This window comes from Fibrobacter sp. UBA4297 (genome assembly GCF_002394865.1).
Classification (GTDB): Bacteria; Fibrobacterota; Fibrobacteria; order Fibrobacterales; family Fibrobacteraceae; genus Fibrobacter.
In genome coordinates this window covers 44,700-70,244 of sequence record NZ_DGUZ01000002.1, presented here as the reverse complement: position 1 = coordinate 70,244, position 25,545 = coordinate 44,700, and the positions used below count along the sequence as shown (strand labels likewise).

Below are 25,545 nucleotides of genomic sequence, written 5' to 3'. Positions count from 1 at the left end.
ATTAAGCCTCCTTGTTTTCTGTTGCCGCTTCTTTTGCTGCGGCAAGTTCCGCCTGCTTGTACGGCATCGCGGATTCAATCAAATCGTGGGTTTCGTCGCGGAGATCGGCCATTGGCTTGTCGGCGTAATCTTCATAACGGATTAGCGGGTGAACGACCATCTCGACGGTGCCGGAATAGACCGCCCATTTGACCTTTGGGAGAATCTTTCCGGTATTGATAAATGTAACTGGCAAAATGTCAAAGTGCTGTTCTTTTGCCAAACGGAAAATTCCATTTTGGAACTTGAACATGTGCCCGTCTTCGCTGCGGTGGCCTTCGGGGAACACGACAATGTTGTAATTGCTTTCGAGGCGTTTCTTGAGGATTTTGCCGAGGCCTGCGTTTTTGCGCGGGTTCGTGTGGATAGGAATGTTGCCGGAGCGGTTCAAAACCCAGCCGAATACGGGCGCTTTCCAGAGGCTCGCCTTAGCCATGAACGAGGCTGACGTGATGGAATGCCAGACGACGTTGATGTCCAAAAAGCTCTGGTGGTTGGCGACGATGACGTAGTTTACGCCCTTTGGAATGTTTTCTGCCCCCTTGACCGCGACTTTAATGCCGAAAAGCTTGAAAATAATGTTCCTGAAGGCGAAAGTGCAAATCTTGGTGCAGTTTTCCCAGTGCCCGCGGATACCGCAATAGAGGGTGTAGGGGATACCCGCAACAACCATGATAGTGAAAACGACGATGTAATAAAAGAGTGCAAGAATAGCGCGCATGGTCTCTGCTTGTTAAAAGTGAATTATGACCCACTCATTATAAATAGGTCCCTATGGGCTTAATGTATATTTTTTGAGCGGAGTAAATCGGTTGTTTTTGTTACATACGCATAAATACGCACTAGTCATTCCCGATTTAATCGTGAATCTCCTATTTCCTTGAGAAAAAACTATATTCCTGAACGTAAAACATGGAGTTTTAAATTATGGAAATTAAATGGCTTAATCCCGATGCAAAGTTTGACCGTCTCGTTTTGGCGGGTGATATCGGTGGTACGAATACGAATCTTGGTCTTGTGGGCTACAAGGAAGGCAAGTTTACGCTCATTCTCGAAACCGTTTGCCCGAGCCAGTGCATTGAAGGACTTGACACCCCGATCCGCGAAACGCTCAAGGCAGCAATCGAAAACCGCGCGGATTTGAAGCCGTCCCACATCTGCATCAGCGCCGCAGGTCCGGTGGCAAACAACAAGTGCGTCATGACGAACCTCCCGTGGTGCGTTGACGGCGATGCCATCACGAATGCAACCGGCATCCCGACTCTCGTGATTAACGACTTTATGGCCATTAGCTATGGCATCCCGACTCTCGACGTCGATGACCCGAAACAGATCCTCAAGTTCAAGCACACCGACGGTAGCGAACCGAAGCCGCAGGCTGCCACGAAGGCCGTGATTGGTCCGGGTACGGGCATGGGCGTTGGCTTCCTCGCATTTGACGGTCAAAAGTACATCCCGGCTTGCTCCGAAGGTGGCCATTCTACGTTTGCTCCGTTCGACAAGGAAACTCAGGACTTCCGCGACTACATGGAAAAGCGCATCGGCACCGTGCCGGGCGTTGAACCACTCGTCTCTGGCATGGGTCTTGCTCACCTCTATGAATGGTGGCGTGACACGAAGGGCGTACCGCAGAACGATGCATTCAAGAAGATTGAAGAAACCGATTGGCATGACCGTCCGAAGTACATCAGCCGCGCAAGTGATACCGATCCGGTCGCTGCCGAAATGATGCGCATGTTCGTGAAGATGCTTGCCCGCTTTGCCAGCGACGCTTGCACGTTGTTCCTCCCGCTCGGCGGTTTCTACCTCGCAGGTGGAACGGTCCAGAAGGACCTCCGCTGGCTCGAACGCGATAACTTGTTCATGACTTGGTTCGAAAAGAACTACAATCCGAACATCCGCCCGCTCTTGAACAAGATTCCGGTGTACCTCATCAAGGATTACAGCATTAGTTTGTACGGTGCTGCTAATGCAAGTTTGAATTTGCAGAAGTAAGCGTATTTGTCATGCCCGCCTACCTGTCCTCGCTTGACGGGGACGAGCGGGCATCACTTTATCGGCGGAGGCGAATGGAAATGCGCCGAAGTCGTTGGGTTTAGAGCTTTGTTAATCCCGGCCATTGCGGCTGGGATTTTTTGTTTGTGAGGGAGGGTAATCTTTTTTTTTCAGCGTGACAGCCTTGGCCTATTACACGAACTCGATTACGAGCTGCTTGCCGAGGGCGTGTGCCAGCTTGTAGAGCGTTTCGATGGAAGGCGAGCCCTTTGGAGTCTCAAAACGTTGGTAAGCCTGCGGGGTGATGTTTGCGCGGCGTGCCACATCACATTTCTTTTGCCCCCTGCGAGCCTCGAAGAGCTTGTATGCAATCTCGATTCGCGGGGAAAGCTCGACCGGGTAGAGCCCCTTGTCGGAATCGGGCTTTGTCTTGGGAAGAATCATCGTGTTGCCAAGATCCAGGTCGCATTCCATCGCACCGTCGAGCGCGTCCTTCGCCTGCTTGAGAGCTTCCTCCTGCGTGTCGCCGAACGCGTTCACGTTGGGCAGATCGGGGAATGAAACCACGAAACCCATATCCTTGTCTTTCTCAATTTTCGCTGCGTAATTCATAGGGGCCTCTACTGGTCAAATTGTTTCAAGATGCACTTGAGATAGACGCCTTCTATCTCGTGCTTGTTTCGTTGTATGGGGACGGGGCGCTTGCCTTGCTTCACGAATATGTGGTGGTCGCCGTTGATTCGCCCCAGTTCCCAGCCTCTTTTCTTTGCGTAGTCACAAATTTCTTTAAACTTCATTGTTTAAAATACAATATATTTATTTATTTGTCAATATATTTATTTATTGGAATTGAGCAGAAAACAGTATTTTCACCCTTGCAACAGCCTTTCAAACAATGAGCGATACACGGCGATGTCTTCCAGCTGCATGATGGTCGTGATCTTGTTGCCGGCATCTTTGCTCGAAGCCCCGCAGTGAAACAGCTTCTCGTTGGCGGTTCCGAAATCTAGGTAAATGTACCTGTCGTGGAATATGTTACTCGTGGCGCGAACATCGCCAAGTTCTACATCCGGGCGGGCGGCCTTGAAGTCCGCCCGCATGCTTTCGGTCAGGCAGGTCCTTCCGTGCTGTTCGCTGAAAATCTTGATAGAAACACCCTTTGCCACGCATCGCAACAAATCGAGGGTCTTTACATTTAGGTAGTCATCTACGATCAGTACCGATTTTTTCGCCATACCGTAAATCTGCGTGTAGGCAACATCGGCTTCAAGCCGCTGCCCGTTCAGAATCAGGAAGTGTTTGAATGTGCTTGGATCGATGAAATTCGCCATGACTTTTTGGAGAAAACTCTCATTTCGCTCCACCTTGTTAGAGAGCGTGCGAACGTCCGTAGCAATCTCGGCGATATCCCGCGTGTTTTGACTTGTCTGCGTCGCTAAAGCCATTCCCGCAGAAGTATTTGGTGCATTCTCCGCCGCAATGTAGTCCTTCATTTGCTTGAATAGGCGGATTAGGGCCTTGCTCTGTGCAGTCGCCTGTTCGCCTTTGAGCACCGTCATGAGCATGTAGATGCCCTGCTCCGTGAAGGCGTAGGGCATTTTTCGAACGCCACCCCAACTTGATATCCGATTTTTGGACATCAAGTTTCCTTTTTTATAAAAATTGTCGAAATTCAACGAATTTCCGCAGTTTGAAGTCCAAATTTTGGACTTCAAGTTTTCAAATTCTTCTGAAGTCAGCTGAAAGCGAAAATCTTCATCAAATTTTTCGATATTATTTTTTACCTGTTCATTAAATTTTCGAGTTTCATACCCGTAAATTTCTGCCAAATCGGCATCAAGCATGACCTTTACTCCGCGGATGGTGTATATCCGCGATTTGAGCAAATCCTCGTCTATCAGGGAAAATTCGGGCTTTTTCGGCGCAACGGCCTCGGCCGCATTGACCGCAACATCTTTTTTCATCGTTAACTCCTCTGGCGTACAAGCAGGAAAAAATGCCAAAGGCTCTGTCGGGCTAAACTGTACACTTGTGCCCGGCTAGCAAAAAATCCTCATTCCGTAAGCCCTTCCAAAACTGTTTTTCGGCTGCATGACCGATGTTTTTAGGCTATTTCGGCAGGTTCCGACTTCGCAGCGTTTCCGTAGCCGTACAGAATGACTGGACAGAGCCAAAGGGCCATTTTCGCAGCGTTTTCGCAGTTTCGACCCAAAAGTACGGCCTGGCCCGACAGAGCCTGGATAAGAATGCCTATAGCAAGAAGGGCGCCATGTCCGTCCGTTGTATTCAGGCTTCCGCCTGCGATGATATAGATTGGGAATAATTCCGTCAAACCTTGAAACCCTTTCAGCATCAGCGTTTGCGGACTTCTCGTTCCTCTTTTGATAACAATTTGATAACACAGCCCCAAAACCGTATCATTCCGCATCCCCTGTGGTTTGCGGGTGGAAAGTGGTCTTTCACGGTTTGCGGGTGACACGATCCATATTGAGAAAGCCTTTACCGATGGCAGCGTCGGTAAAGGCTTTTTTGTCGTTTTTCAGTCGGTATCCAGCTTGTCCTTGAACGCAGCGGTCAATGCGTCGCTAAGTTCCTGTGACGGAACCTTGCCCCATCTCTGCGTGGTGTCGTATCGGGGATAGTTGTAGCGCCAGCGGTCATAGTCCTCTTGGGTGATCTCTCCCGCTTTCAGCTTCGCGGCCTGCTCCGCCCAAGCGGACAACATTTCCAGCATCGAGAGATAGGTCTTACCGCGGGACTTGTCCAGACGCAGGCAGATTTCGCCGTCGATCTCTCCGACGGTCAACCCGCGCATATCCTCCAAAGCAAAGAGCGTGTGCATCAGGCCGATGTCGCTGTCTATGTCAGGGACGGTCAGGGCGTCGGTGGAGACGCCAAAGTAGCCCGCCAGTGCCTTGGTCAGATCGGCCTTGGGGGAACGGCTTCCGGTTTCATACTGCGCCATGCGCACATCGGCGGAGCGTTCGGGAAAGCCCACTACTTGACCGAGATACTTCTGCGTGACACCCATCTTGTTGCGGAAAAAGCGGATACGCTCACCGATTGCCATAACCGTCAGCTCCTATCTTTCTTTTGATGACATACAGAGCATAGCATATTTGTTTAGATTCGTCAAGAGAAATTAAATAAATTTGTTTATATTTACCCACTCGCAAGACCTTGACATAACGGAAAAGAGTTAGTATAATCAGCATACGCTAAACAAAAAGCGTTATCATTGAGGAAAGGAGGAAGCAGCATGGATAACAAATTTATTCGGGCAGAAGAAGTCGCAAAAGAGTTGGACGTGTCGAAGCCCTATGCCTACAAGCTCATTCGGCAGCTCAACGAGGAACTGAAAAGCAAGGGCTTCATCACCATCTCGGGGCGAGTCAATCGCCAGTATTTTAATGAACGTTTCTACGGAACCGGAAAGGAAGTGAACAAGGATGCCGGTATTTAAGGACGAAAAACGGGGTACATGGTACGTCATGGCGCGGTATTGCGACTGGACGGGAGCGCGCAGGCAGAAGTGCAAGCGGGGCTTTCCCACCAAGCGGGATGCGCAGGATTGGGAGCACGGTTTCAAGTTACAGACCTGCTCCGATCTGGATATGACCTTTGAAGCCTTTGTGGAGCTTTACACCAAGGATAAGAAGCCCCGGCTGAAAGAAAACACGTGGCTGACCAAGGACAACATCATCCAGCAAAAGATATTGCCCTATTTCGGCAAGCGGAAGATTAGCGAGATCACCACCAAGGATGTGATCGCATGGCAGAACGAGATGCTCGCCTACCGGGACGAGAAGCGCAAGCCCTACTCGCAGACCTATCTCAAGTCTCTGCACAACCAGCTCAGCGCCATCTTCAATCACGCCGTCCGCTACTATGATCTGCGTTCCAATCCCGCAGCCAAAGCCGGGAACATGGGAGTGGAGGAACGGAAGGAGATGCTGTTCTGGACAAAGGCGGAGTATCAGCGGTTCGCGGATGCCATGATGGACAAGCCCCTCTCTTACTACGCTTTCGAGATGCTCTACTGGTGCGGTATCCGCGAGGGGGAGTTGCTGGCGCTCACCCCGTCAGACTTTGATTTCGAGGCTGGGACGGTGAGGATTAACAAGTCCTATCAGCGGCTCCATGGCGAGGATGTGATCACCACGCCAAAAACCCCGAAAAGCAACCGTACCATCAAGATGCCTGATTTCCTGCGGGACGAGATGAAGGATTACATCGGTATGCTCTACGGTGTCAAGAAGAAGGATCGCATCTTCACCGTCACGAAAAGCTATCTCCACCACGAGATGGACAGGGGTGCGAAGGAGGCTGGGGTCAAGCGCATCAGAATCCATGACCTCAGACATTCGCACATTTCGCTATTGATCGACATGGGTTTCTCGGCGGTGGCAATTGCCGACCGGGTGGGGCATGAGAGCATTGACATCACCTATCATTACGCACATCTGTTTCCGTCCAAGCAGACGGAGATGGCGGACAAGCTGAACATGGAAAGGGGGAGTTGAATATGTCAGCAAAGAACCGTGACGAGCACAACCGCTGGCGCAACGTCACCGTCGCGTTCCGGGTGTCGCCGGAGGAGGACAGTTTGATCGAAACCGCCGTGCGGCTCTCGGGACTGACCAAGCAGGACTACATCACGCGACGCCTGACTGACCGCGAGGTGGTGGTGCAGGGCAATCCGAGGGTGTTCAAGGCGCTGCGGAACCAGCTCGCCGCCGTGCTGGACGAGCTGCGGCGCATTGAGGCCGGGGCAGGCGTCGATGACGACCTGCTGGACGTAATCGGCATGATCGCCGCGATCATGAACGGCATGAAGGAGGAAACGGGATGAACGACAAAAATGAAATGACCGCCCCTATCGCATCTGTTGGCGCAGATGTGGGGCAGTCACTCACTAAAGAAAACATCAGTATAACAGACGAGGATGCGGAATACAAGAAAAAGTTGCTGGAAGTCCAGCGTTTCTGCGACCCGATGCACCTCAACACCCTGTCCATGAACGATTTGTTTGACTGTTCCTTTACCAGCAGGCCGCCGTTGATCGACGGTCTGCTGTACGCCGGGACGTATCTGCTGGCTGGCGCGCCGAAGATCGGCAAGTCGTTCCTCGTTGCCCAGCTTGCCTACCATGTCAGCATGGGACACACGCTCTGGGACTACCCTGTCCGGCAAGGCGGCGTCCTCTATCTGGCGCTGGAGGACGATTACCAAAGGTTGCAGGGGCGTATGTCCCGGATGTTCGGCGTGGAGGGGACGGACAACCTGCACTTTGCCATCACGTCGGCGCAGATCGGGCTTGGTCTCGTCGAACAGCTCGATAATTTTCTGAAAGACCGTCCCGACACAAGGCTGGTCATCATCGACACGCTCCAAAAGGTGCGCGACGCCATCGGAGAGGCATACAGCTACTCCGGCGATTACGACGCCATCGGTCAGCTCAAGGGCTTTGCGGCCAGTAGGGGCATCTGTCTCCTGCTGGTACACCACACGCGCAAGCAAGCGGCGGATGACGCCTTTGACATGATCTCCGGCACGACGGGCCTGCTCGGCTGCGCGGACGGCGCGCTGCTGCTCCGCAAGGAGAAGCGTACCGACCTAAACGCCACGCTGGACGTAGTAGGCCGCGACCAGCCCGACCAACGGCTCCACCTGACGCGAGATCAGGATAGTTTGGTTTGGCAGCTTGACCACGCGGAGCGGGAACTATGGAAAGCACCGCCCGACCCGCTGCTTGAAAAGGTGGCGGCACTGGTGACGCCGGACGCGCCGGAATGGAGCGGCAGCCCCTCTGAGCTGGTCAGTGTGGTCGATGCCGATATGGCGGCAAACGCGCTGACCAGATACCTCAATGTCAATTCAGCGCGGCTCAGAAGCGACTACAACATCGAATACGGACGGAAACTGCGGCATGAGGGCAGGCGGATATACCTTCGTTTGCTGTCTGCCGGTGATGCGGCTCTGACGTAAGCGCGACGCTTGCGACGGTTGCAACGGTATTTGAGACGGTACAAATAAACCGTCGCAACCGTTGCGACCGTCGCGGCGATGGGGTCTCCGAAAAGTCGCAAGACTTTTTGGGGAGAGGAGGCACAGCGGAATAAACGAGCCCTCGCGCCATGCGCGGGGGCGAGCGATATGGAGCTTATGCCGACGATTCGGCGGGGTGCAGGGTGCCCTTTACAAAGGGCAGCCCTGCCGGGGAGTCAACCGCAGTTGACAGGGGCAGCGCCCCTCCGGGAGTGTCTGGACGCCGCAGCGGGCAGACACTTCCGGCAGCCCCCTCGGAGAGCCCACGACACTTTGCAGCCGCAAGGCTGAAAGTGTCATAGTGGGTTATTACACTTCCCGCAGGAAGTGCCCTCCGACCCCGGCGGGGCGTATCTCAACGAAAGGATGTGATTTACGATGGCAAGAAACACGGGAGACCGTACCTGTGTCCGCAACGTCAACGTGTCCGACGCCAACATCGGCAACACGCAGGCGCACAACGAGCGTGAGAAGAAAACCTATGTCAATCCCGACATCGTGCCGGAGCGCGCGGAGCTTAACGTCCACTTCAAAGCGCCCACGGACGATTATGTTGGGATGTTCAGCAAGATGGAGGAAGAAAAGGTCATCTCGACGCGCGGCTTGAAACCCGACGCCACCAAGTTCTGCGAGCTGGTGTTTGACGTCAACTCCGCCTACTTCTACAACCACGGCGGGTATGACTACGCGCGGCAGTTCTATGAGGAGGCGTACCGGGCAGCGGTGGAGATCGTCGGCGGCGAGCAGTACATCCTGTCCGCCGTCATGCACGCCGACGAGCGCAACCGCGCCATGTCGGAGCAGTTGGGTGAGGACGTGTACCACTACCACCTCCATGTGGTCTATGTGCCGGTGGTAAAAAAGGAGATTTTGTGGTCAAAGCGGTGCAAAGACCCCACGCTGCGTGGTACTGTAAAAGAGGTCATTACGCAGGTCAGCCGGAGCAAGAAATGGGCGTCGAAACCGGCAGTGGACGATATTGGTGAGCCAATCCTCCAAAAGAACGGCAAGCCGGTACTGAAGAAGTCGTACAGCGTTTTGCAGGACGATTTCTATCGGCACATGGTCGCTGCCGGGTACACGGACATCGAGCGCGGCGAGGTCGGCAGCAACGAGGAACACCTGACGGTGACGCAGTTCAAGGTGGAGCAGGAGCAGCAGCGCCTCGCACGGATTCAGGACGCAGCAGCCTATGCATCGGAGGAGACTCAGCGACGAAACGAGGAGATGGAGGAGGCAAGGAAGAAGGCGCAACAAGCAAAAGCCCAGCTTGACGCCGTGGTACCGAAGGTCGAAGCGGTCGAGGAGCTGGCGCGACGATATTCCGATGATGTTGACAAGGTGCTGCCCGAAGCGGGTGCGCTGGAAACGGCGCGGTCGTACCGCGAGAAGAAGGCCAAACCTCTCTACAAGAAGATCGTCGATGTCCTGCGCGCGCTCTATAACAAGTATCTTGACCTTATAAACAGCTTCAACCGGCTGAACGATAGTTATAACCGGCTCCAACAGCGTTACGCCTCGCTGGATGCCTCCTTTGACCGGCTGGCAGAGGAGAACAAGAGCTTGAAGCAGGTCGCAGCGGACTATGACGCCTTATGCCGGGGCTATGGCGCGGACAGGGTGGAGGAGCAGGTCAGGGCGATTCGGGAGCGCGAGGCAGAGCAGAAACGGCAGAGGAGGATGCAACGGCAGAGGCACAGCATCGGAGCGCGATAAAAAGACTTGACAAATATCATTCTATATAGTAATATTCCTTACGGCACAAATTCAATGAAAAAAAGAAAGGTGATTGATATGGAAACCATCAAAATCGCAAAAGCTCCGGCATATACCTCGCCCAACCCGATGACGCTGATCTGCACGCGCAAGAGTGACGGAACCACAAACCTTGCCACACTGGCGTTCTGGACTTACGCCTCCACCAACCCCGGCAAGATCATGTTTGCACTCAACAAGGGCGCTTATTCTCTGGAACTGCTCGCCAAGACCAAGGAAGTCGTTCTGACGGTTCCGGGCGTGGATATGGCCGGCGCGTTGATCGGTTGCGGCACATCTTCCGGTCGGGACACCAACAAGGTAGAGAAGCTCGGTCTTGCTATGAAGTCAGTCGAGGGCACCGACATTCAGATCCCAGTTTCCACGCGGCTTGCCATCCACGCAGCAGTTGTTGAAACGGTAGACGCTGACGACCACGTAATCCACGTCTGTGATGTGAAGAATTTGTTTGCCGATGATTCCGTAGAGGCGATCTTCGGCTGGAACGGCTACGCTGAGTTGGCGGGAGCGCAGAAGAAGTAATGAGAAAGGAAGGGCGGTCTGAAAGACCGCCCTTTTATCGGTGAACAGAAATGAGCAGACAAGGCGGATTTTTGATCTCGCAGATTAAACAGGTGGGCGGCCGTGTTTTTGACCGCATTCTCAGCGATAAGAATATCGACGCATTCAACGGCGCGCAGGGACGTATCCTCTACATTCTCTGGCAAGGAGACGGCGTACCTATTAGCAAGCTCTCCAAAGAGACGGGGCTTGCCATGAACACGCTCACCAGTATGCTCGACCGTATGGAGGCAGCGGGGCTTGTCCGGCGGGACAGGGGCGACCACGACCGGCGGAAGATTTTGATTTATCTCACCGACGAGGCAAAGGCGTTGGAGCAGGATTACAACGCGGTCACAGCGGAGATCGAAAGCATTTATTACAAGGGCTTTTCCTCGGAGGAAATCGACGCGCTGGAGGGTTATCTGCGCCGGGTGCTCACAAATGTTGAGGAGGCGCTGTAATATGTCGGTTTGCATCAAGGATCTGATTCAGAATATGAATCTGGTGATCGGCTGCACGGTGGGATGTTCTTACTGTTACGCGAGGAACAACGTCAAGCGGTATCACATGATCGACGACTTCTCCCAGCCGGAGTTCTTTCCGAACAAGCTGCGGCTAATGGAGAAGCCGAAGCCTCAGAACTTCCTGCTCACCGGCATGAGCGATCTCTCCGGCTGGAAGCCGGAATGGTGCGAGCAGGTGTTTGCCAAAATCGCGGAGAATCCGCAGCACCAGTTTTTGTTTCTCTCCAAGCGCCCCGATCTGCTGGACATCGACTGCGACCTCGACAACGCATGGTTTGGCGTGACAGTCACGCGGCGCTCCGAGCTGTGGCGCGTCTATGCACTACGGGAGAATGTCCGCGCCAGGCACTATCACGCGACCTTTGAGCCGCTGTTCGATGATCCCGGCGAGGTGGACTTGCATGGTGTCGATTGGATCGTCATCGGCACCATGACCGGCGCTCAAAGCAAAAAGATACACACAGAACCGGCGTGGGCGTACTCGCTCATGGAGCAGGCGCACACGCTGGATATTCCGGTGTTTTGGAAGGAAGACCTCGTCCCCATTATGGGCGAGGAACAGATGATACAGGAGTTGCCCGCCGCATTCAACAGAGTTTTGGAGGAACAGAAAACATGGCACAAGTAATGATGGATGGGATTCTCGTCGGAGAAAAAGACGTCAAAAGTGTAATGACTAAGTCAAATCTGCCCGTGGGCGGGTACTCGGTCAACCCCTATGTGGGCTGCACCCACGCCTGCAAATATTGCTATGCGTCGTTTATGAAGCGCTTTACCGGCCACAGCGAGGAATGGGGCACCTTCCTTGATGTGAAACACTGGCCGGAGATCAAGAATCCGAAGAAATACGCGGGTCAGCGCGTCGTGATCGGCTCCGTCACCGACGGCTACAACCCACAGGAGGAACACTTCCGCAACACGCGGAAGCTGCTCGAGCAGCTCTGCGGCAGCGGCGCGGATATTCTGATCTGCACGAAGTCCGATCTCGTCGTGCGCGACCTCGATCTGCTCAAGGAGTTGGGGCAGGTCACGGTGTCGTGGTCGATCAACACGCTGGATGAGGACTTCAAAAACGACATGGACGCCGCTGTGAGCATTGAGCGCCGCATTGCCGCCATGAAACAGGTCTACGACGCGGGCATTCGGACGGTCTGCTTTGTCTCACCCGTCTTCCCCGGCATCACGGACTTTGAGGCAATTTTCGAGCGGGTGAAGAATCAGTGCGACCTGTTCTGGCTGGAAAACCTGAACCTGCGAGGCGGGTTCAAGAAAACCATTCTGGACTATATCGCCGGGAAACGTCCCGAGCTTGTGCAGCTCTATGACGAGATTTACAACAAGCATGACAGAAGCTATTTTGAGGCGTTGGAGAAGAAAGCGGAGGAAATGGCGAAGAAGTACGATTGCCCCTTCGTTGACAACGAAATGCCCTACGGCAGAGTACCGCAGGGCCATCCCGTGATTGTGGATTATTTCTATCACGAGGAGATTCGAGGCTCGGAAAATACGGGAACGCGGAAAAAGTGAGCATGGCATGATCGAGGACGGAGAGCAATTTCTGTAGGGCAATGCTTGATAATACGAATAATTTCCGCTATAATAAACACGCGCAAAGATTGTCACAAGCCTTTTGTTATCACGCCTGATAACAATTTGATAACATTCCATCGTATAGGCTGGATAATGTGGATATATCAAATAATCAAAAGAACGGGGCATCATATTTCCGAAGCAAAATCCGTTAGAATATGATGTCCGGCAACGAGTTCGATTTGTTCCAAGGGGATAGCCCTTCGGCAGAGGCCTATCGTGCGGGCCTTGAGGAAAAGGGATGTGTTTCAAGTAAGTAAAGAGATTCAAATATGATAAACAAAATGATTCTGTTTGTGTTGATGACCGCGTTGGTTGCCCTTGCTGCTCCGCAAATGGGGGCCATGACGGATTCGCGTGACGGGAAAAGTTACAGGACCGTAAAAATCGGCAATCAAGTTTGGATGGCGGAGAATCTAGATTTTGAAACGAAGCATAGCTACTGCTACGATGCCGAAGGTGAGAGGTATAAAAAACAGCCGAATTGTAACGACAAGAAATTTGTTAGCGGGCGCCTCTATACTTATGAGGCGGCAAAGGGTGCTTGCCCAGGTGGCTGGAGAATGGCGTCCGATAGTGAATGGGGCTCTGTGGCGGGCAATAGCGCTTCTTTCGACATAAAGGCGGCTGGATTCCGCAATGCCAAGGGCAAGTTCGAATTGCTTGGTAAGCGTGCAGACTTTTGGACTGCTGACGATGTCGGTGACAAGGGTAAGTATCATTATTACAGCGCAAGTGCGGGCACAATGGATAAGGGCTCTGTCGGGCTAAACTGTACACTTGTGCCCGGCTAGCAAAAAATCCTCAATCCGTAAGCCCTTCCAAAACTGTTTTTCGGCTGCATGACCGATGTTTTTAGGCTATTTCGGCAGGTTCCGACTTCGCAGCGTTTCCGTAGCCGTACAGAATGACTGGACAGAGCCAAAGGGCCATTTTCGCAGCGTTTTCGCAGTTTCGACCCAAAAGTACGGCCTGGCCCGACAGAGCCATGCCAAAGATTATACACTTGTGCAGTATAATGTAAATTCAGAATTTCTGTTTGTCAATAGGCCCGCGCGATTTTCTGAAAATTATTATGGTGGGGGAGGCCTCCCCCTCGCTGCAACCGCCTTCGGCGTTTTTTGCTACCCCTTCTAGCGGGGACACCCCGCAATGCCCCGACTGCAAAAAAATCGCCCGCCGTCGGCGAGCGATTTTAAATGCCAGAGAAGAGTTTTCTCTCTCAAATGCTTCATTTCTAAGAAAATTAGACTTGCCAAACATGATTTTAAATTATATTACCGTACATAAGGCTCGCCCACTCGGGCGAACCCTTTTTTCGAGTTGAGTGACTATTGATTATGGCTGGATTTAACGAATGTACTAGAGTTCAGGTCCCGGCGGCACTCCATCTGTGCCGTTTGGGTTACACCTATTTTGCTGAATATGGCGAAGGAACTCCAGTAGGTCGGATTGATAAGAACAACAACGTCCTTATCAATGAGTTCCTTAAGGCTCTTGTTCGTTTAAATCCGGAACAAAAGCTTCACGATCTTCAAATTTTTGCAAAGTTTGTGTTAAGCAAGCTTGGTAGTGATGATCTTGGTCGTGAATTTTACCAGGTTCTCTCTTCGAATTCAGGAATCAAGCTGATTGATTTCGAAAATCCGGAGAACAATAGCTGGCTTGTGACGACGGAACTTCCTTGCGAGAATCAGGAGACGGGTGATAGTTTCCGCCCAGATATAACGTGCTTTGTGAACGGGTTGCCTTTGGCTTTTATCGAAGTGAAAAAGCCGAATAATGCAGAAGGCATTGTTGCAGAGCAAAGCCGCACAAACCAGAAGCGTTTGCCCAACAAAAGTTTTAGGCGTTTTCTGAACATCACCCAGCTGATGATTTTTAGCAACAATCAAGAATACGACAATGCGAATCGTGTTCCTGTCCAGGGTGCGTTCTACGCCTGCATTGGTAAGCAGAAAGCGTTTTTCAATGTGTTCCGCGAAGAAGACGAAAAGTTCGGCCCCAAGTATCCGTATCGGGAAGTTTCGGAAGATACAGAAAAACTGATTCTTAAGCACAGAAATTGCCTTTCCCTCAAGTGCCATCCGGAGTATGCCACGAATTGCAAGGTGACTACTCCCACGAACCGCATTCTGACTTCGTTGCTGAGCAAGGAGCGTTTCTTGTTCCTGCTTCGTTATGGTTTTGCCTATGTAGAAAAGACTGTCGAAAAAGACGACGGCGAAAAGATAAAGACTCTTGAAAAACATGTAATGCGTTACCAGCAACTTTTCGCTTCTTTTGCCATCCGTAAAAAATTGGATGAAGGCGTAAAGAGCGGAATCATTTGGCATACGCAGGGGTCCGGCAAGACGGCTTTGGCTTATTACTCCGTAAAGAGCCTCACCGACTATTTTGCGAAAAAGTCAGTTCCCGCCAAGTTCTATTTCATCGTGGATAGAATTGACTTGATGGAACAGGCTTGCGATGAGTTTGCCGCTCGTGGACTTGTTGTGCAGACTGTAGAAGACCGCGCACAACTCATGGCGGATATCAAGAATACGCAGCTGGTAAAAAGTGCCGACGGTAGGCTGGAAATCACCGTGGTGAATATCCAGAAATTTGCCGAAGACAAGGCCCCGGTAGATATTTCTGCGGGCTACAACACAAACCTGCAACGAATATTCTTTATTGACGAGGCTCACCGAGGCTACAATCCCGAAGGAGAGTTTCTTGCAAACCTTTTGAGTGCCGACAAACATGCAATAAAGCTCGCCCTTACGGGCACTCCGCTGCTTCGTGAAGAACGTGAATCCTGGCGCGTGTTTGGCGATTACATTCACACCTACTATTACGACAAGTCAATTGCGGACGGTTACACGCTTAAGTTGATGCGTGAACCCATTGAAGCCCACTACAAAGAAACTTTGCAGGGGATTCTTGATGAACTTGAAAACAATTCGGCAAACCAGATTCAAGTAAAAAAGAGCGATATCGATAAGGATAAAATCATTGAGCATCCTAAGTATTTGAACGCCCTGCTGGATTATATCATTGATGATTTTACCTCTTTCCGCGTTGAATGTGACGACAAGTCTATTGGTGCCATGATTGTTTGCAAAACCAACGACCAGGCCCGTAAACTTTTTGAGTTGTGGAACGAACGCTACGATTTTGCATTAAGCGTCATTGAGAAAAAGAGAGAAGAAGTCGCAAACATGGCGGCAGAAAAGCTGATGCATTACAACGCTTCTTTCTTTGAAAAACCGTTGAAGGCGTCCCTGATTCTCCATGATGAAGGAGACAAGAAGGAACGCAAGGAATACATTGTTGACTACAAGAAGAACATGACGACGGACTTTTTGATTGTCAATAAAATGTTGCTTACGGGTTTTGACGCAAACCGCTTGAAAAAGTTGTATCTTGGTCGCAAACTCGATGGACATGATTTGCTGCAGGCGTTGACTCGTGTCAACCGTCCATACAAAGATTTCAAATACGGCTATGTGGTGGACTTTGTTGACATCAAGGAAAACTTTGATGCCACCAACGACCGTTACCTGCGGGAACTGAACAAGACTACGGAAGATTCTGGCTTGGAACTTTCCGCTGACCCGGGCCAGGTGATTATTGAAAATCCCGAAGAAGTCAAACAGCAGATTAAGGAATTGACGGATTTCTTGTGGAATTTCCCTACCGAGAATTACGAGGAATTCCGCGAAGTTATTGATGGAATTGAAGACAAGGAACCACTGTACCATCTTCGTAAAATTCTTGAAGACGCAAAAGGCCTGGGCAACAGAATCCGTTCCAGCGGGAACGTCGAACTGCAGGACAAGTATAAGAACATGCTGCCTGGTGGCATTCCCGTTTTGCTGCGTGAGGTGGAGCGCCGCATTGCGGCCATTAACTTCAAGGAAGGCAACGACCATAGCGAAGATGTGTCGGGCATAATCAATACGATTCTTGATAGTTTGGATTTTGAATTCCGCAAGGGCATTTCAGAAGAACTCAAGATTATCATTAATAGCCTTAGGGAAGAAGCCGAAAAGGTCCGTGCCGAATTTGACGCCAACTTCGATAAGAAAGAAGACAAGTTTGTCAACCTTATTGAACAATTCAGAAAGTATTTCAGGGAACACGGCTATATTCCTAAAGACAAAACTGAAGCCGAAGGCAGCATTTTCTACTTGAAAGATGTAATGTCCAAAATCAAGGAAATCAATCGCAAGAATCGCGCGCTAAAGTCCCATTACAAGAACGATGAGAAATTTGTCCGCATCCACAAGCGAATTGTAGAAGCAAATGAAGTGCGTGCCCAAAGCGATAAGAAAGAAAGACCCTTGCTTTCTAAGGAAGAATTCGAAATTCAGAAAAGCCTTATCGAAATCAAGGACTCTGCCGACGACCTGTTTGAAAAGAATCCGGGAATTGTGGAAAACGAGGACAAACTCCGTAAGGATATTTTGGGCTGCGTAAGCCACAAGTTCATGGACCTTGATTTGACCGCAAGTCTTGATGACCGCAAATTCATTAGCAACCTGATTTCTAATGAATACATCAATCAGTATAATAGTTATGGAGTGTAAATGAACACCGAAGAACTCAAAGCCAAAACCATAGCCCTTATTGATTCCCTTAAAAGTACGACTGGTGCGTATGGCCTTGCAAATGGCGGCAACGAATACAAGATAATCACCGAGATTTTCCTTTACAAGTTCTTTAACGACAAGTTTGCCTTTGAAGCCAAGAACCAAAAGACTCCTTACAAGAAGCGCTTGAGCAAAGCGGAAAAGTGGGATGTTGAATACGACTCCTTTACCGATGAAGAAGTTGAGGATTTGTTCTCTTATATGGGCGGTGGCATTCCCTTAATCAAGCCGCATCAGACCTTGAGCCACTTATACAATGCTTCGACCCAGGGCGATTTCTCTGCGTTGCTGGATTCCACTTTGGTTGATATCGCGACCTATAACCAGGACCAGTTTTCGGTGGTGACCTCGGGCAAGGCAAAAGTGAACATCTTTGCTGCCGTTACGCCCTATGTGACCGACATTGGTAAGCGCGATGATTTTGCCAAGGCGTTGGTAAAGAACATCGCGGAATTTAACTTTGAAGAAGTTTTTAACGAAAAGTATGACTTTTTCAGCGGCATTTTTGAATACCTGATTAAGGATTACAACAATGCCGGTGGCGGTAAGTATGCCGAATACTTTACTCCCCGTGCCATTGCCCAGGTGATGGCTCAACTTTTGGTGGATCCCGAAACCGAATACAAGGGCGCAACCTGTTACGACCCCAGTGCTGGCACAGGCACGCTCCTTATGGCGCTTGCTCACCAGGTGGGCGAGGACCGCTGCTCCATTTACAGCCAGGATATTTCTGACAAGTCCAGCGAAATGCTGCGACTGAATTTAATCTTGAACAATCTGGTAGGCAGTTTGCCTAATGTGGTGCAGGGGAACACTCTTTTGGAACCCGCCCATGTAGAAAAGGATGGAAGCCTCAAGAAGTTTGACTTTGTGGTAAGCAATCCTCCGTTCAAGCTAGATTTCCCTGAGTATTCCGACACTCTGGCGGCAGACAGTGTCCGCTTTTGGGCCGGCATCCCCAACAAGGTAAAGAAGGTTGACCCCAACAAGCCCAAGATGGCCATTTACACCTGCTTTATCCAGCACGTGATTAATTCCATAAAGGCCGAAGGAAAGGGTGCAATCGTTATTCCTACGGGCTTTATTACAAGCAAGTCCGGTGTCGAAAAGAAAATTCTGGAATACATTACCGATAAGCATATCGTTAGTGGCGTGGTCAGTATGCCGAGTAACGTGTTTGCGAACACCGGAACCAACGTTTCTGTGCTGTTCTTCGACAAATCGCCCAAGAAAGATTCCGACAAGGTTATTTTGATTGACGCTAGCAAGCTTGGTGAAGAATACAAGGAAGGCAACAACCAGAAGCGTCGCTTACGCACCGAAGAAATCGAGAAGATTGTGACCACCTTCCGCAAAAAGAAAACGGTGGAAGATTTCTCTGTTGCTGTGACTTACAAGGATATCAGGGAAAAGGGCTACAGCCTGAGCGCAGGCCAATACTTTGATATCAAGGTGAAATACGTAGAGATTACTCCCGAAGAATTCAAGGCCAAGATAAGGGGCTTCGCCAAGGAACTGGAAACCCTTTCTGCTCAGGGCCTAGAACTTGATAATCAGATTCTCAAGAACCTTAAGGGGATGAAAATTTAAGAACCCTCGCTAGCCGAAAGAGAAACGAAGTGAAATGTGGAATGGGAAATGAGGAATTGTCATTCTGAGCGAAGTCGAAGAATCTAGGATTTTTTATGGAAATGAAGAAATATAAGCTAAATGATGTTTGCCTGAAAATTACAGATGGTTCTCATTTCAGTCCAAAGGCGGTTGATTTTGGATATCCGATGTATTCTGTTAAAGATATGAATGAATTTGGCTTTAACGATTCGGATTACAAAATGATATCAGAAGATGATTTTAAAAGTCTTGTCGCTGCAGGATGTCGTCCGCAAAAAGATGATGTTCTTATAGCAAAAGATGGTAGTTATCTTAAGTATGCTTTTGTGTGTAAAGAAGAAAAGGATGAGGTTATTTTGTCCTCGATTGCAATTTTGCGTCCGAACAAAGATATTATTGATCCGACTTTTTTTTCTTTTTTATTGCGTAATCCTTCTGTAAAAAAATCAATGAAATACTATGTGTCTGGAACAGCACTTCCTAGAATTGTTTTAGATAATTTCAAAAAAATGGAAATAAATATTCCTGAATTGTCTGAACAAAAGAAAATAGGGGACATGCTTTCTACTCTTGACAAACGCATTGAAAATCTCCGTGCCCAGAATCGCGTGCTGGAACAAACCGCCAAGACCATCTACGACTACACATTCCTCCAATGCGCCGGCCACCAAACCACCTACAACAAAACCCTCAACCGCAACATCCCCACAAATTGGGAAGTGAGTACAATTGGCTGTTATATAAAGGAAAGCAAGGGCGGAGACTGGGGCAAAGAAAATCCTGAAAAAAATTATAATCTTCAGGTTTCTTGCATTAGGGGTGCAGATATTGAAAAAATGACTGATTTGCCTATTCGCTATATTCTGGCAAAGAATTCGTCAAAACTTCTTCAAGAATTTGATTTGGTTGTTGAGATTTCTGGTGGAAGCCCAACACAATCAACTGGCCGTTCTAGGCTCATGACGAAGGAATTGTTGGAAATGTTTGATAACAAACTAATATGCTCGAACTTTTGCCAAGCCGTTACGATGAAAAATCCTCAGTATGCATATTATATTTCTTTTATGTGGAAAATGTTTTATGATAATGGAATATTTTTCAATTTTGAAGGCAAAACTAGTGGGATAAAAAATTTTCAGTTAGATCAGTTTGTTGATACAATGTGGTTTTTTCCTGATCTAAAGACTGTTGAAAAATTTAATGCTCAAGTAGCACCCCTTATAAAAAAACAACTTTTTAACGCAAAGCAAATCGAAGCCTTAACAACTCAACGCAACACCCTTCTCCCGCTCCTCATGATCGGCCAAGTGGAAGTAATGTAAAAACGGAAATGAAAAATGAATCTTGAAGATTTTGGTGATGTTAAGAGATGCCTTGAGGGAGCGTATAGAAAATTAAAGGGATACTATTTCTATAATAAAAATTTCCTTCTGATTCGTTCAAAAATAGTTGACTTTGAGTATGATTCAGAGAAAATGAATGAATCGTTTTCTTGCATGGCTGATGCATTGTTACATCCAAGGAAGAAATCGTCAAAGATATTTTTTAATTCGCTGATTCAAAGTATTGATTTCTTTATTTTACCAAAAAAGTTTGAAGAAAAAAATCCCAAAAAACGCTCTGCTGATATGCCCGTTTCTAATATCAGTAATTGCGAGAAATCCTTAACAGAAGTAAATTTTTTTATTGACGCTCCTGTTGAAATATATATTCTAGATGTATTTTGGACTCTCTTTATTGCGGAATATTATTATTCAAATGATTTTCCTGTAAAAAGTGTATATGGTAATTCTGTAAGAAAAGATGTTGTCTCTGAAGATATTGATTTTGAAAGCAATAGATTTTTCAAAATGTTTTATTTTCAGTACAATTCATGGAGAAATCAAGCTTTTGATGCGTTAAGAGAATCTTATGATAGTGGAAAAGATACGATTCTCTTTTCGCTAGACTTAAAATCTTTTTTTTATTCGGTAAGATTTAGTTTTTCACAATTAGATGATTTTGCATCAAAGAATTCTGAGAATAAAATAGTAAATGTGCTAAACGAATTATTTGAAAAAGTCTTCTTAAAATATAAAGAAAAAATATCTCCTTATAGAAGAGGAATGGATGAATTTAAAAAGGAAGAATATCCACTTCCTATAGGTCTATTTTCCTCAATGGTTCTAGGCAATTTATACCTTTCTAATTTTGATGAAAAAGTTCTTGAAACTGAACCTGTTTATTATGGACGATATGTAGATGATATTTTACTAGTTTATGAAACTTGTGTATCTGAAAATGAATGCAATGCAGATATTATCAATCGAGTCTTAATCCAATTTGATTTATTGCAGGCGAATCACGACAATTATAGTCTATCGCAAATACCAACCTTGACGATACAAAAAGAAAAAATTAAGGTCGTATGTGTAAAACACGATGAACCAAAGGCGATAATTGATATTTATGACAAAACTATAAGAGTAAAGCCAAGCCAGTTAGATCCGATTCCAGATATTGATTTGAAATTAGAAGCCTTTGCAGAGAGGGTGTATGATGTTGAAAATTTGTCCTCGAAAAATAAAATAAGGGATATTGGGCAAATTGATATAAGTTCTTTTGAAGTGGGACGTTTTTTCTCCTCTTTGTTGTATAATTATTCACGTATTGATGCGTTCAGATCTAGTAAGCTAAAAAAGAATATTGATGAAAATATATCACAAATTGAACAGTTCTTCTCGGGAAGTCAGTGCATTGAATTTTATCCTTATTGGGGCCGTTATCTGAGTTTCCTAGTTATGGTTCAACGAACAAAAGGAAGAAAAATTGCAAATGATGAAGGTAACGCAAGGGCTTTTTGTAAGAAAATAAGAAAAGAAATAAAGAACATTAAATGTAATAATTTGAAAAAAGAACTCTATTCAACAACAAAAGGACTGACAAAAAAATTACAAGATACATTGCAATCTGTGTTAAATGTTGGTTTATATATGAGTTTGTCACTAGATTTCGACGCTTGTAAGAAAAATTTCGCAAAGGCTTGTGATCAGGTCAAAAAATACATAGATGTCAATTATTTCGATGATTCCTTGATTCCGATACCATTATCAAATTATTTTGATTATCAGAATGAAGTGTCTTTCTTGAAAATGACAATGAAAGAACTTGGAAACATTAGTAGTGATTTGGATAAATCGAAAAAACTTAAGTGGTCTCCGCATTTTATTTATTATGAAGAAGTAATGCTGTTAATTTTTTATCAACGGCACATAAAGAGACGAACTGACGGAAAATTTTCGTATGTATCAGATTTTGTCTCAAATTTATATAGAAAAGTAAATTTTATAAAGACTGTTTCTCCGGTTATTTCTATGGATGAAGAGTCTAATATCGCTGGATATAGGCTGAATAGAGTTATTATCCCTTCACGAAAGTCTTTTGGCAATAAAATAGAGGTTGGTGTTGCGAGCGTGAAATTTGAAGTTGATACAAAAAATCCAACGGATCGATGGAAACCTTTGACTTATGACGCGAAACTATCTTTTAATAATGTTTTGAAAGGAATGTTTCAGTATAGCAATTATCATGATGCCAAAATTTTAATAATGCCTGAGCTTTATGTTCCGATTTATTGGATTAAAGATCTTATCCGTTTTTCTAAGAAAACAAACATTGCTGTTGTCGCTGGATTACAATATGTTGAGGGAAAAGATGATTTTGTCCACAATTATCTTTTAAATATTTTCCCGTTGTCAGTTCCTTTAAATCGCTTTGGTAAAGAGTCCCTAATATATATTCGTGAAAAAAATGATTATTCTCCGATAGAAAAAAAGGAACTCTCTAAAATTGGGAGAATATGTGAAGATCTTCACGAACCAGAGTATCAAATTTTTAAATGGAACGGAATAAATATTGCCTCCTTTGTATGCTATGAATTGACTGATGTTGCAGCAAGGGCTTTATTTAAAGGATTATGTGACATTTTAACTGTATCTGTATTTAACCCGGATACTACATATTTTTCAAAAATAATATCTTCCACATCTCGTGATCTTCATTGCTTTATAGCACAATCTAACACTTCTCTTTATGGCGATTCTCGTATTACCGGTCCCTATGATAGAGACAGTAAAGATATTGTGCGCTTAAAGGGCGGTGAAAATGATAATGTGATAATTGGATCTATAAATTTAAGTAAATATCGTTATTATCAATATGGTTATTACGAAAAATTGGATGGGGAAATTAAAGAGAATTTGAAACATTTTGCAGAGAAGAAAAAGGTAAAAAAAGAATGCAAGAAAAAGGAAAAACCAGATATTAAACCATTGTCGGCTAGATTTGTTGTGAAGAAAGATTAAGGAGATGGAAAATGAAATTTGCTCACAAGAAACCTATTGGTATATCTGTTTTTTTAGGAATAGTTATTGCTTTTGCACTATCCTCTCCACTGATTTTTACTAAAATTCCGGCTTTGATTTCATTTCCTGAATATGCGGGTGGAATCGGAACTGTGTTCAGTATAATGAGTCCTTTTATAGCCATTGCGGCTGTTATTGCAACTTTTGCGGCTTTTTGGATTCAATATAACGCTAATCAGGAGATGCTCCGTAATAATGAAAAGATGCAAATTGAACGACAATTTTATGAGATGCTAAAAATTCATGAAGAAAACACAAAATACCTGGGTATGAAAAAATGGATGATGAGTGGAATAGAAAATAAAATTTCAACATCTATTACTGATAGAATCAGTTCAAGTCTTGGCCCCAAGTATGATTTGGTTGAACTAAAAGGACATGATGCGACAGAATTCTATTTGAAAGAGTTTGAGGTAATTGATTTATTACTAGAATATTTTGCAGAGAAATATCAAAAAGAGCAATATGTTAAGTTGGCCAAAGTAAGTCGAAAAGATTGGTTGAAAAGAGTTTATAGAATTTTTTACTATGGGATTGAAGCTGTGAAATGGAAGGACTCGCATTATAATGAAAAATTGTATGAATATCAATATAAAAATATGGTAAATGTTCAGCAAATGTGCAGTAGCATTCATCCATATCAAGTCGAAAAAGAACTTAAAGATATATATACGCCTGTGATGGGTACAATAATTTTAGACGGGCATTCGTCTCAAATGAATCATTATTACCGGCATTTATATTTACTTGTGAAATATGTCGTAAACATTGATGACGATTTATATGGTTCTAGTGAGGATGCTTATTCTGCAAAAAGAAATTATTTGCGTATTTTAAGAGCTCAACTTTCTAACACAGAACAATTACTTTTGTTCTATAATTGGCTTTCTAATCATGGTCAAAAATGGGAGTGTATCGAGAATCATTTCTTTTCTGATTATCGCATGATTCATAATATTTGGCCAAATGGGAGAAACCGATACAATCAAGTGAGTCTTCGAACTCTGTTTCCTGAACATATTAAAGGCGATGGACCAATGTTCGAGTTTGAAGAACAGTAATAATGAATTTCTCCTTCTTGATTGAAATGTCAAATTATGTCCTGGTGAGAATGTATATTTGATGAGATGACGGAGTAATTTTAAGAATCTGAGGAAAATGCGAATGTCTTTACAGCAAGAAATCCTGAATGGCGAGAGCCGCACCCTGGAGTACAAGGTGGAATTGCCCGAAGATTCCGAAAAATGGGTCAAGTCTATCGTTGCCTTTGCTAATGGGGCGGGTGGCAAATTTGTCGTTGGCGTGAATAATCGTCGGGAGTTTATTGGCATCCCCAAAAAGGCCGACTTGTTCGAACTCAAGGATAGTATTGCCGATAAAATTTCGCAGATGTGCGTACCGCAGATAATGTTCGACATTACGGCGGAAATTGTCGAGGGCGCGCAGCTCTTGATTGTGCAGGTTTTCCCTGGAATGGCAACGCCGTATTATATAAAATCACAGGGGAAAGAAAACGGAACGTATATCCGCCTTGGTGCCACTACTCGTAACGCTGATTTGGCGGCACTTTCGGAACTTGAAAATCGCGGGAGAAACATTTCTTACGATGGACTCCCGTATCGTTCGCTAAAGGTGACCGATGCCGATATAGCATTTCTTTGCAAGGACTTTTCAAAAAGGGCCAAACGTAAAATTACAAAAGCGGATTTAGAAAACTTGCATCTTCTGACAGGTCGTTCGCATGACAAGGCGACGAATGCGTTGGCTATTCTCTTGGGCAAGCATGAATATACTTCGCGAATTCAGTGTGCACGGTTCCGCGGAACAATGCGGGCCGACTTTTTGGATAAGAAGGACTACGAAGGTCCGCTCTGCAAGCAAATTGACGATGCTTACAAGTTCGTTCTCAACCACCTGAATATGGCCATCGAAATAAACGGGGTCGTTCATGATGAAAAGTACGAACTCCCGCCGAAAGCTATTCGAGAGCTAATAATCAATGCTGCAATCCATAGGAATTATCAAATGAATTCCAGCGTGCAGGTGGCGGTATATGATGACCGCGTGGAAATCTCTTCGCCGGGGAGTCTTTATGGAACGCTAACTCTTGAAGAGGCCTTGAGCGGCCGCTCTTCTATCCGTAACAAGACTCTTGCCCGCACTCTTGAAAAGGTTCATGTTCTAGAAGGATGGGGCTCCGGTTTCCAGCGGATTAATATGATGTGCCAGGAATATGGCGTGGCTCGCCCCGAATTCACCGAAATCGGGGACATGTTCCGAGTGAACTTTTATCGCCACAATAACGACGAAAAAGTGGCGATGAATTCGAAAATCGGCGATAAATCGGCGATAAATTTAAAAATCGGCGATAAATCGGCGATA

General features: G+C 46.7%; 23 protein-coding genes. 17 read left to right on the top strand and 6 right to left on the bottom strand.

Annotation, left to right across the window (positions count from 1 at the left end):
- Position 1: 1 nt before the first annotated feature.
- The gene (locus B3A20_RS01260) at positions 2-760 is read right to left on the bottom strand and encodes a 1-acyl-sn-glycerol-3-phosphate acyltransferase (protein WP_088630440.1); all 759 of its coding nucleotides are present in this window, start codon (positions 758-760) and stop codon (positions 2-4) included.
- Positions 761-966: 206 nt separating this feature from the next.
- Between B3A20_RS01260 and B3A20_RS01255 the strand changes: the two genes are divergently transcribed.
- Complete coding sequence (locus B3A20_RS01255) at positions 967-2,034, top strand: glucokinase (protein WP_290760990.1); 1,068 nt, start codon at positions 967-969, stop codon at positions 2,032-2,034.
- A gap of 192 nt (positions 2,035-2,226) precedes the next feature.
- Here B3A20_RS01255 and B3A20_RS01250 read toward each other — a convergent pair whose 3' ends face one another.
- The 5 genes from B3A20_RS01250 to B3A20_RS01230 form a co-directional block, all read right to left on the bottom strand.
- Positions 2,227-2,646: a type II toxin-antitoxin system HicB family antitoxin gene (locus B3A20_RS01250; RefSeq protein WP_173561013.1), complete on the bottom strand. Its 420-nt coding sequence runs from the start codon at positions 2,644-2,646 to the stop codon at positions 2,227-2,229.
- Between the two features lie 8 nt (positions 2,647-2,654).
- Positions 2,655-2,831 carry a type II toxin-antitoxin system HicA family toxin gene (locus B3A20_RS01245; RefSeq protein ID WP_290760987.1) on the bottom strand — a complete coding sequence of 59 codons (177 nt, stop codon included), beginning with the start codon at positions 2,829-2,831 and terminating at the stop codon, positions 2,655-2,657.
- Between the two features lie 72 nt (positions 2,832-2,903).
- Positions 2,904-3,998 carry an ORF6N domain-containing protein gene (locus B3A20_RS01240; protein WP_290760984.1) on the bottom strand — a complete coding sequence of 365 codons (1,095 nt, stop codon included), beginning with the start codon at positions 3,996-3,998 and terminating at the stop codon, positions 2,904-2,906.
- Between the two features lie 140 nt (positions 3,999-4,138).
- A complete protein-coding gene (locus B3A20_RS01235) occupies positions 4,139-4,387 on the bottom strand; it encodes a hypothetical protein (protein ID WP_290760982.1) in 249 nt (82 codons plus the stop codon).
- Between the two features lie 186 nt (positions 4,388-4,573).
- Positions 4,574-5,104: a helix-turn-helix domain-containing protein gene (locus B3A20_RS01230; protein WP_290736314.1), complete on the bottom strand. Its 531-nt coding sequence runs from the start codon at positions 5,102-5,104 to the stop codon at positions 4,574-4,576.
- Between the two features lie 189 nt (positions 5,105-5,293).
- Between B3A20_RS01230 and B3A20_RS01225 the strand changes: the two genes are divergently transcribed.
- The 16 genes from B3A20_RS01225 to B3A20_RS01150 all read left to right on the top strand — a co-directional run.
- Positions 5,294-5,497, top strand: coding sequence for a LysR family transcriptional regulator (locus B3A20_RS01225; RefSeq protein WP_290736317.1), 204 nt, complete (start codon positions 5,294-5,296; stop codon positions 5,495-5,497).
- On the top strand, positions 5,484-6,557 hold the full coding sequence (locus B3A20_RS01220; protein WP_290736320.1) for a site-specific integrase: 1,074 nt from the start codon (positions 5,484-5,486) through the stop codon (positions 6,555-6,557). The genes B3A20_RS01225 and B3A20_RS01220 overlap by 14 nt, the downstream gene beginning before the upstream one ends.
- A gap of 2 nt (positions 6,558-6,559) precedes the next feature.
- A complete protein-coding gene (locus B3A20_RS01215) occupies positions 6,560-6,886 on the top strand; it encodes a plasmid mobilization protein (RefSeq protein ID WP_290736323.1) in 327 nt (108 codons plus the stop codon).
- The gene (locus B3A20_RS01210; RefSeq protein ID WP_290736326.1) at positions 6,883-8,022 is read left to right on the top strand and encodes an AAA family ATPase; all 1,140 of its coding nucleotides are present in this window, start codon (positions 6,883-6,885) and stop codon (positions 8,020-8,022) included. The genes B3A20_RS01215 and B3A20_RS01210 overlap by 4 nt, the downstream gene beginning before the upstream one ends.
- A 438-nt stretch (positions 8,023-8,460) precedes the next feature.
- Positions 8,461-9,798, top strand: coding sequence for a plasmid recombination protein (locus B3A20_RS01205; RefSeq protein WP_290736329.1), 1,338 nt, complete (start codon positions 8,461-8,463; stop codon positions 9,796-9,798).
- A gap of 54 nt (positions 9,799-9,852) precedes the next feature.
- A complete protein-coding gene (locus B3A20_RS01200) occupies positions 9,853-10,380 on the top strand; it encodes a flavin reductase family protein (protein ID WP_290760979.1) in 528 nt (175 codons plus the stop codon).
- A gap of 50 nt (positions 10,381-10,430) precedes the next feature.
- Positions 10,431-10,862, top strand: a complete 432-nt coding sequence (locus tag B3A20_RS01195) for a MarR family transcriptional regulator (RefSeq protein WP_290760977.1) — start codon at positions 10,431-10,433, stop codon at positions 10,860-10,862.
- Between the two features lies 1 nt (position 10,863).
- Positions 10,864-11,553 (top strand): radical SAM mobile pair protein A, encoded by a 690-nt coding sequence (locus tag B3A20_RS01190; protein ID WP_290760975.1) that lies wholly within the window; start codon positions 10,864-10,866, stop codon positions 11,551-11,553.
- Entirely contained in the window at positions 11,541-12,452 is a 912-nt protein-coding gene (locus B3A20_RS01185; RefSeq protein ID WP_290781465.1) for a radical SAM mobile pair protein B, read from the top strand. Before B3A20_RS01190 ends, B3A20_RS01185 begins: the two co-directional genes overlap by 13 nt.
- Positions 12,453-12,787: 335 nt before the next feature.
- Positions 12,788-13,309 carry an FISUMP domain-containing protein gene (locus B3A20_RS01180; protein ID WP_290760971.1) on the top strand — a complete coding sequence of 174 codons (522 nt, stop codon included), beginning with the start codon at positions 12,788-12,790 and terminating at the stop codon, positions 13,307-13,309.
- A 546-nt stretch (positions 13,310-13,855) separates the two neighbouring features.
- Complete coding sequence (locus B3A20_RS01175; RefSeq protein WP_290760969.1) at positions 13,856-17,086, top strand: type I restriction endonuclease; 3,231 nt, start codon at positions 13,856-13,858, stop codon at positions 17,084-17,086.
- Entirely contained in the window at positions 17,087-18,739 is a 1,653-nt protein-coding gene (locus tag B3A20_RS01170) for an N-6 DNA methylase (RefSeq protein WP_290760968.1), read from the top strand.
- Positions 18,740-18,834: 95 nt separating this feature from the next.
- On the top strand, positions 18,835-20,082 hold the full coding sequence (locus B3A20_RS01165) for a restriction endonuclease subunit S (RefSeq protein WP_290760966.1): 1,248 nt from the start codon (positions 18,835-18,837) through the stop codon (positions 20,080-20,082).
- 15 nt (positions 20,083-20,097) lie between these two features.
- Positions 20,098-23,103 carry a reverse transcriptase domain-containing protein gene (locus tag B3A20_RS01160; protein ID WP_290760964.1) on the top strand — a complete coding sequence of 1,002 codons (3,006 nt, stop codon included), beginning with the start codon at positions 20,098-20,100 and terminating at the stop codon, positions 23,101-23,103.
- Positions 23,104-23,114: 11 nt separating this feature from the next.
- Positions 23,115-24,224 (top strand): putative phage abortive infection protein, encoded by a 1,110-nt coding sequence (locus B3A20_RS01155; RefSeq protein WP_290760962.1) that lies wholly within the window; start codon positions 23,115-23,117, stop codon positions 24,222-24,224.
- Between the two features lie 97 nt (positions 24,225-24,321).
- On the top strand, positions 24,322-25,545 hold a 1,224-nt coding region (locus tag B3A20_RS01150; protein ID WP_290760960.1), incomplete at its 3' end, for an ATP-binding protein.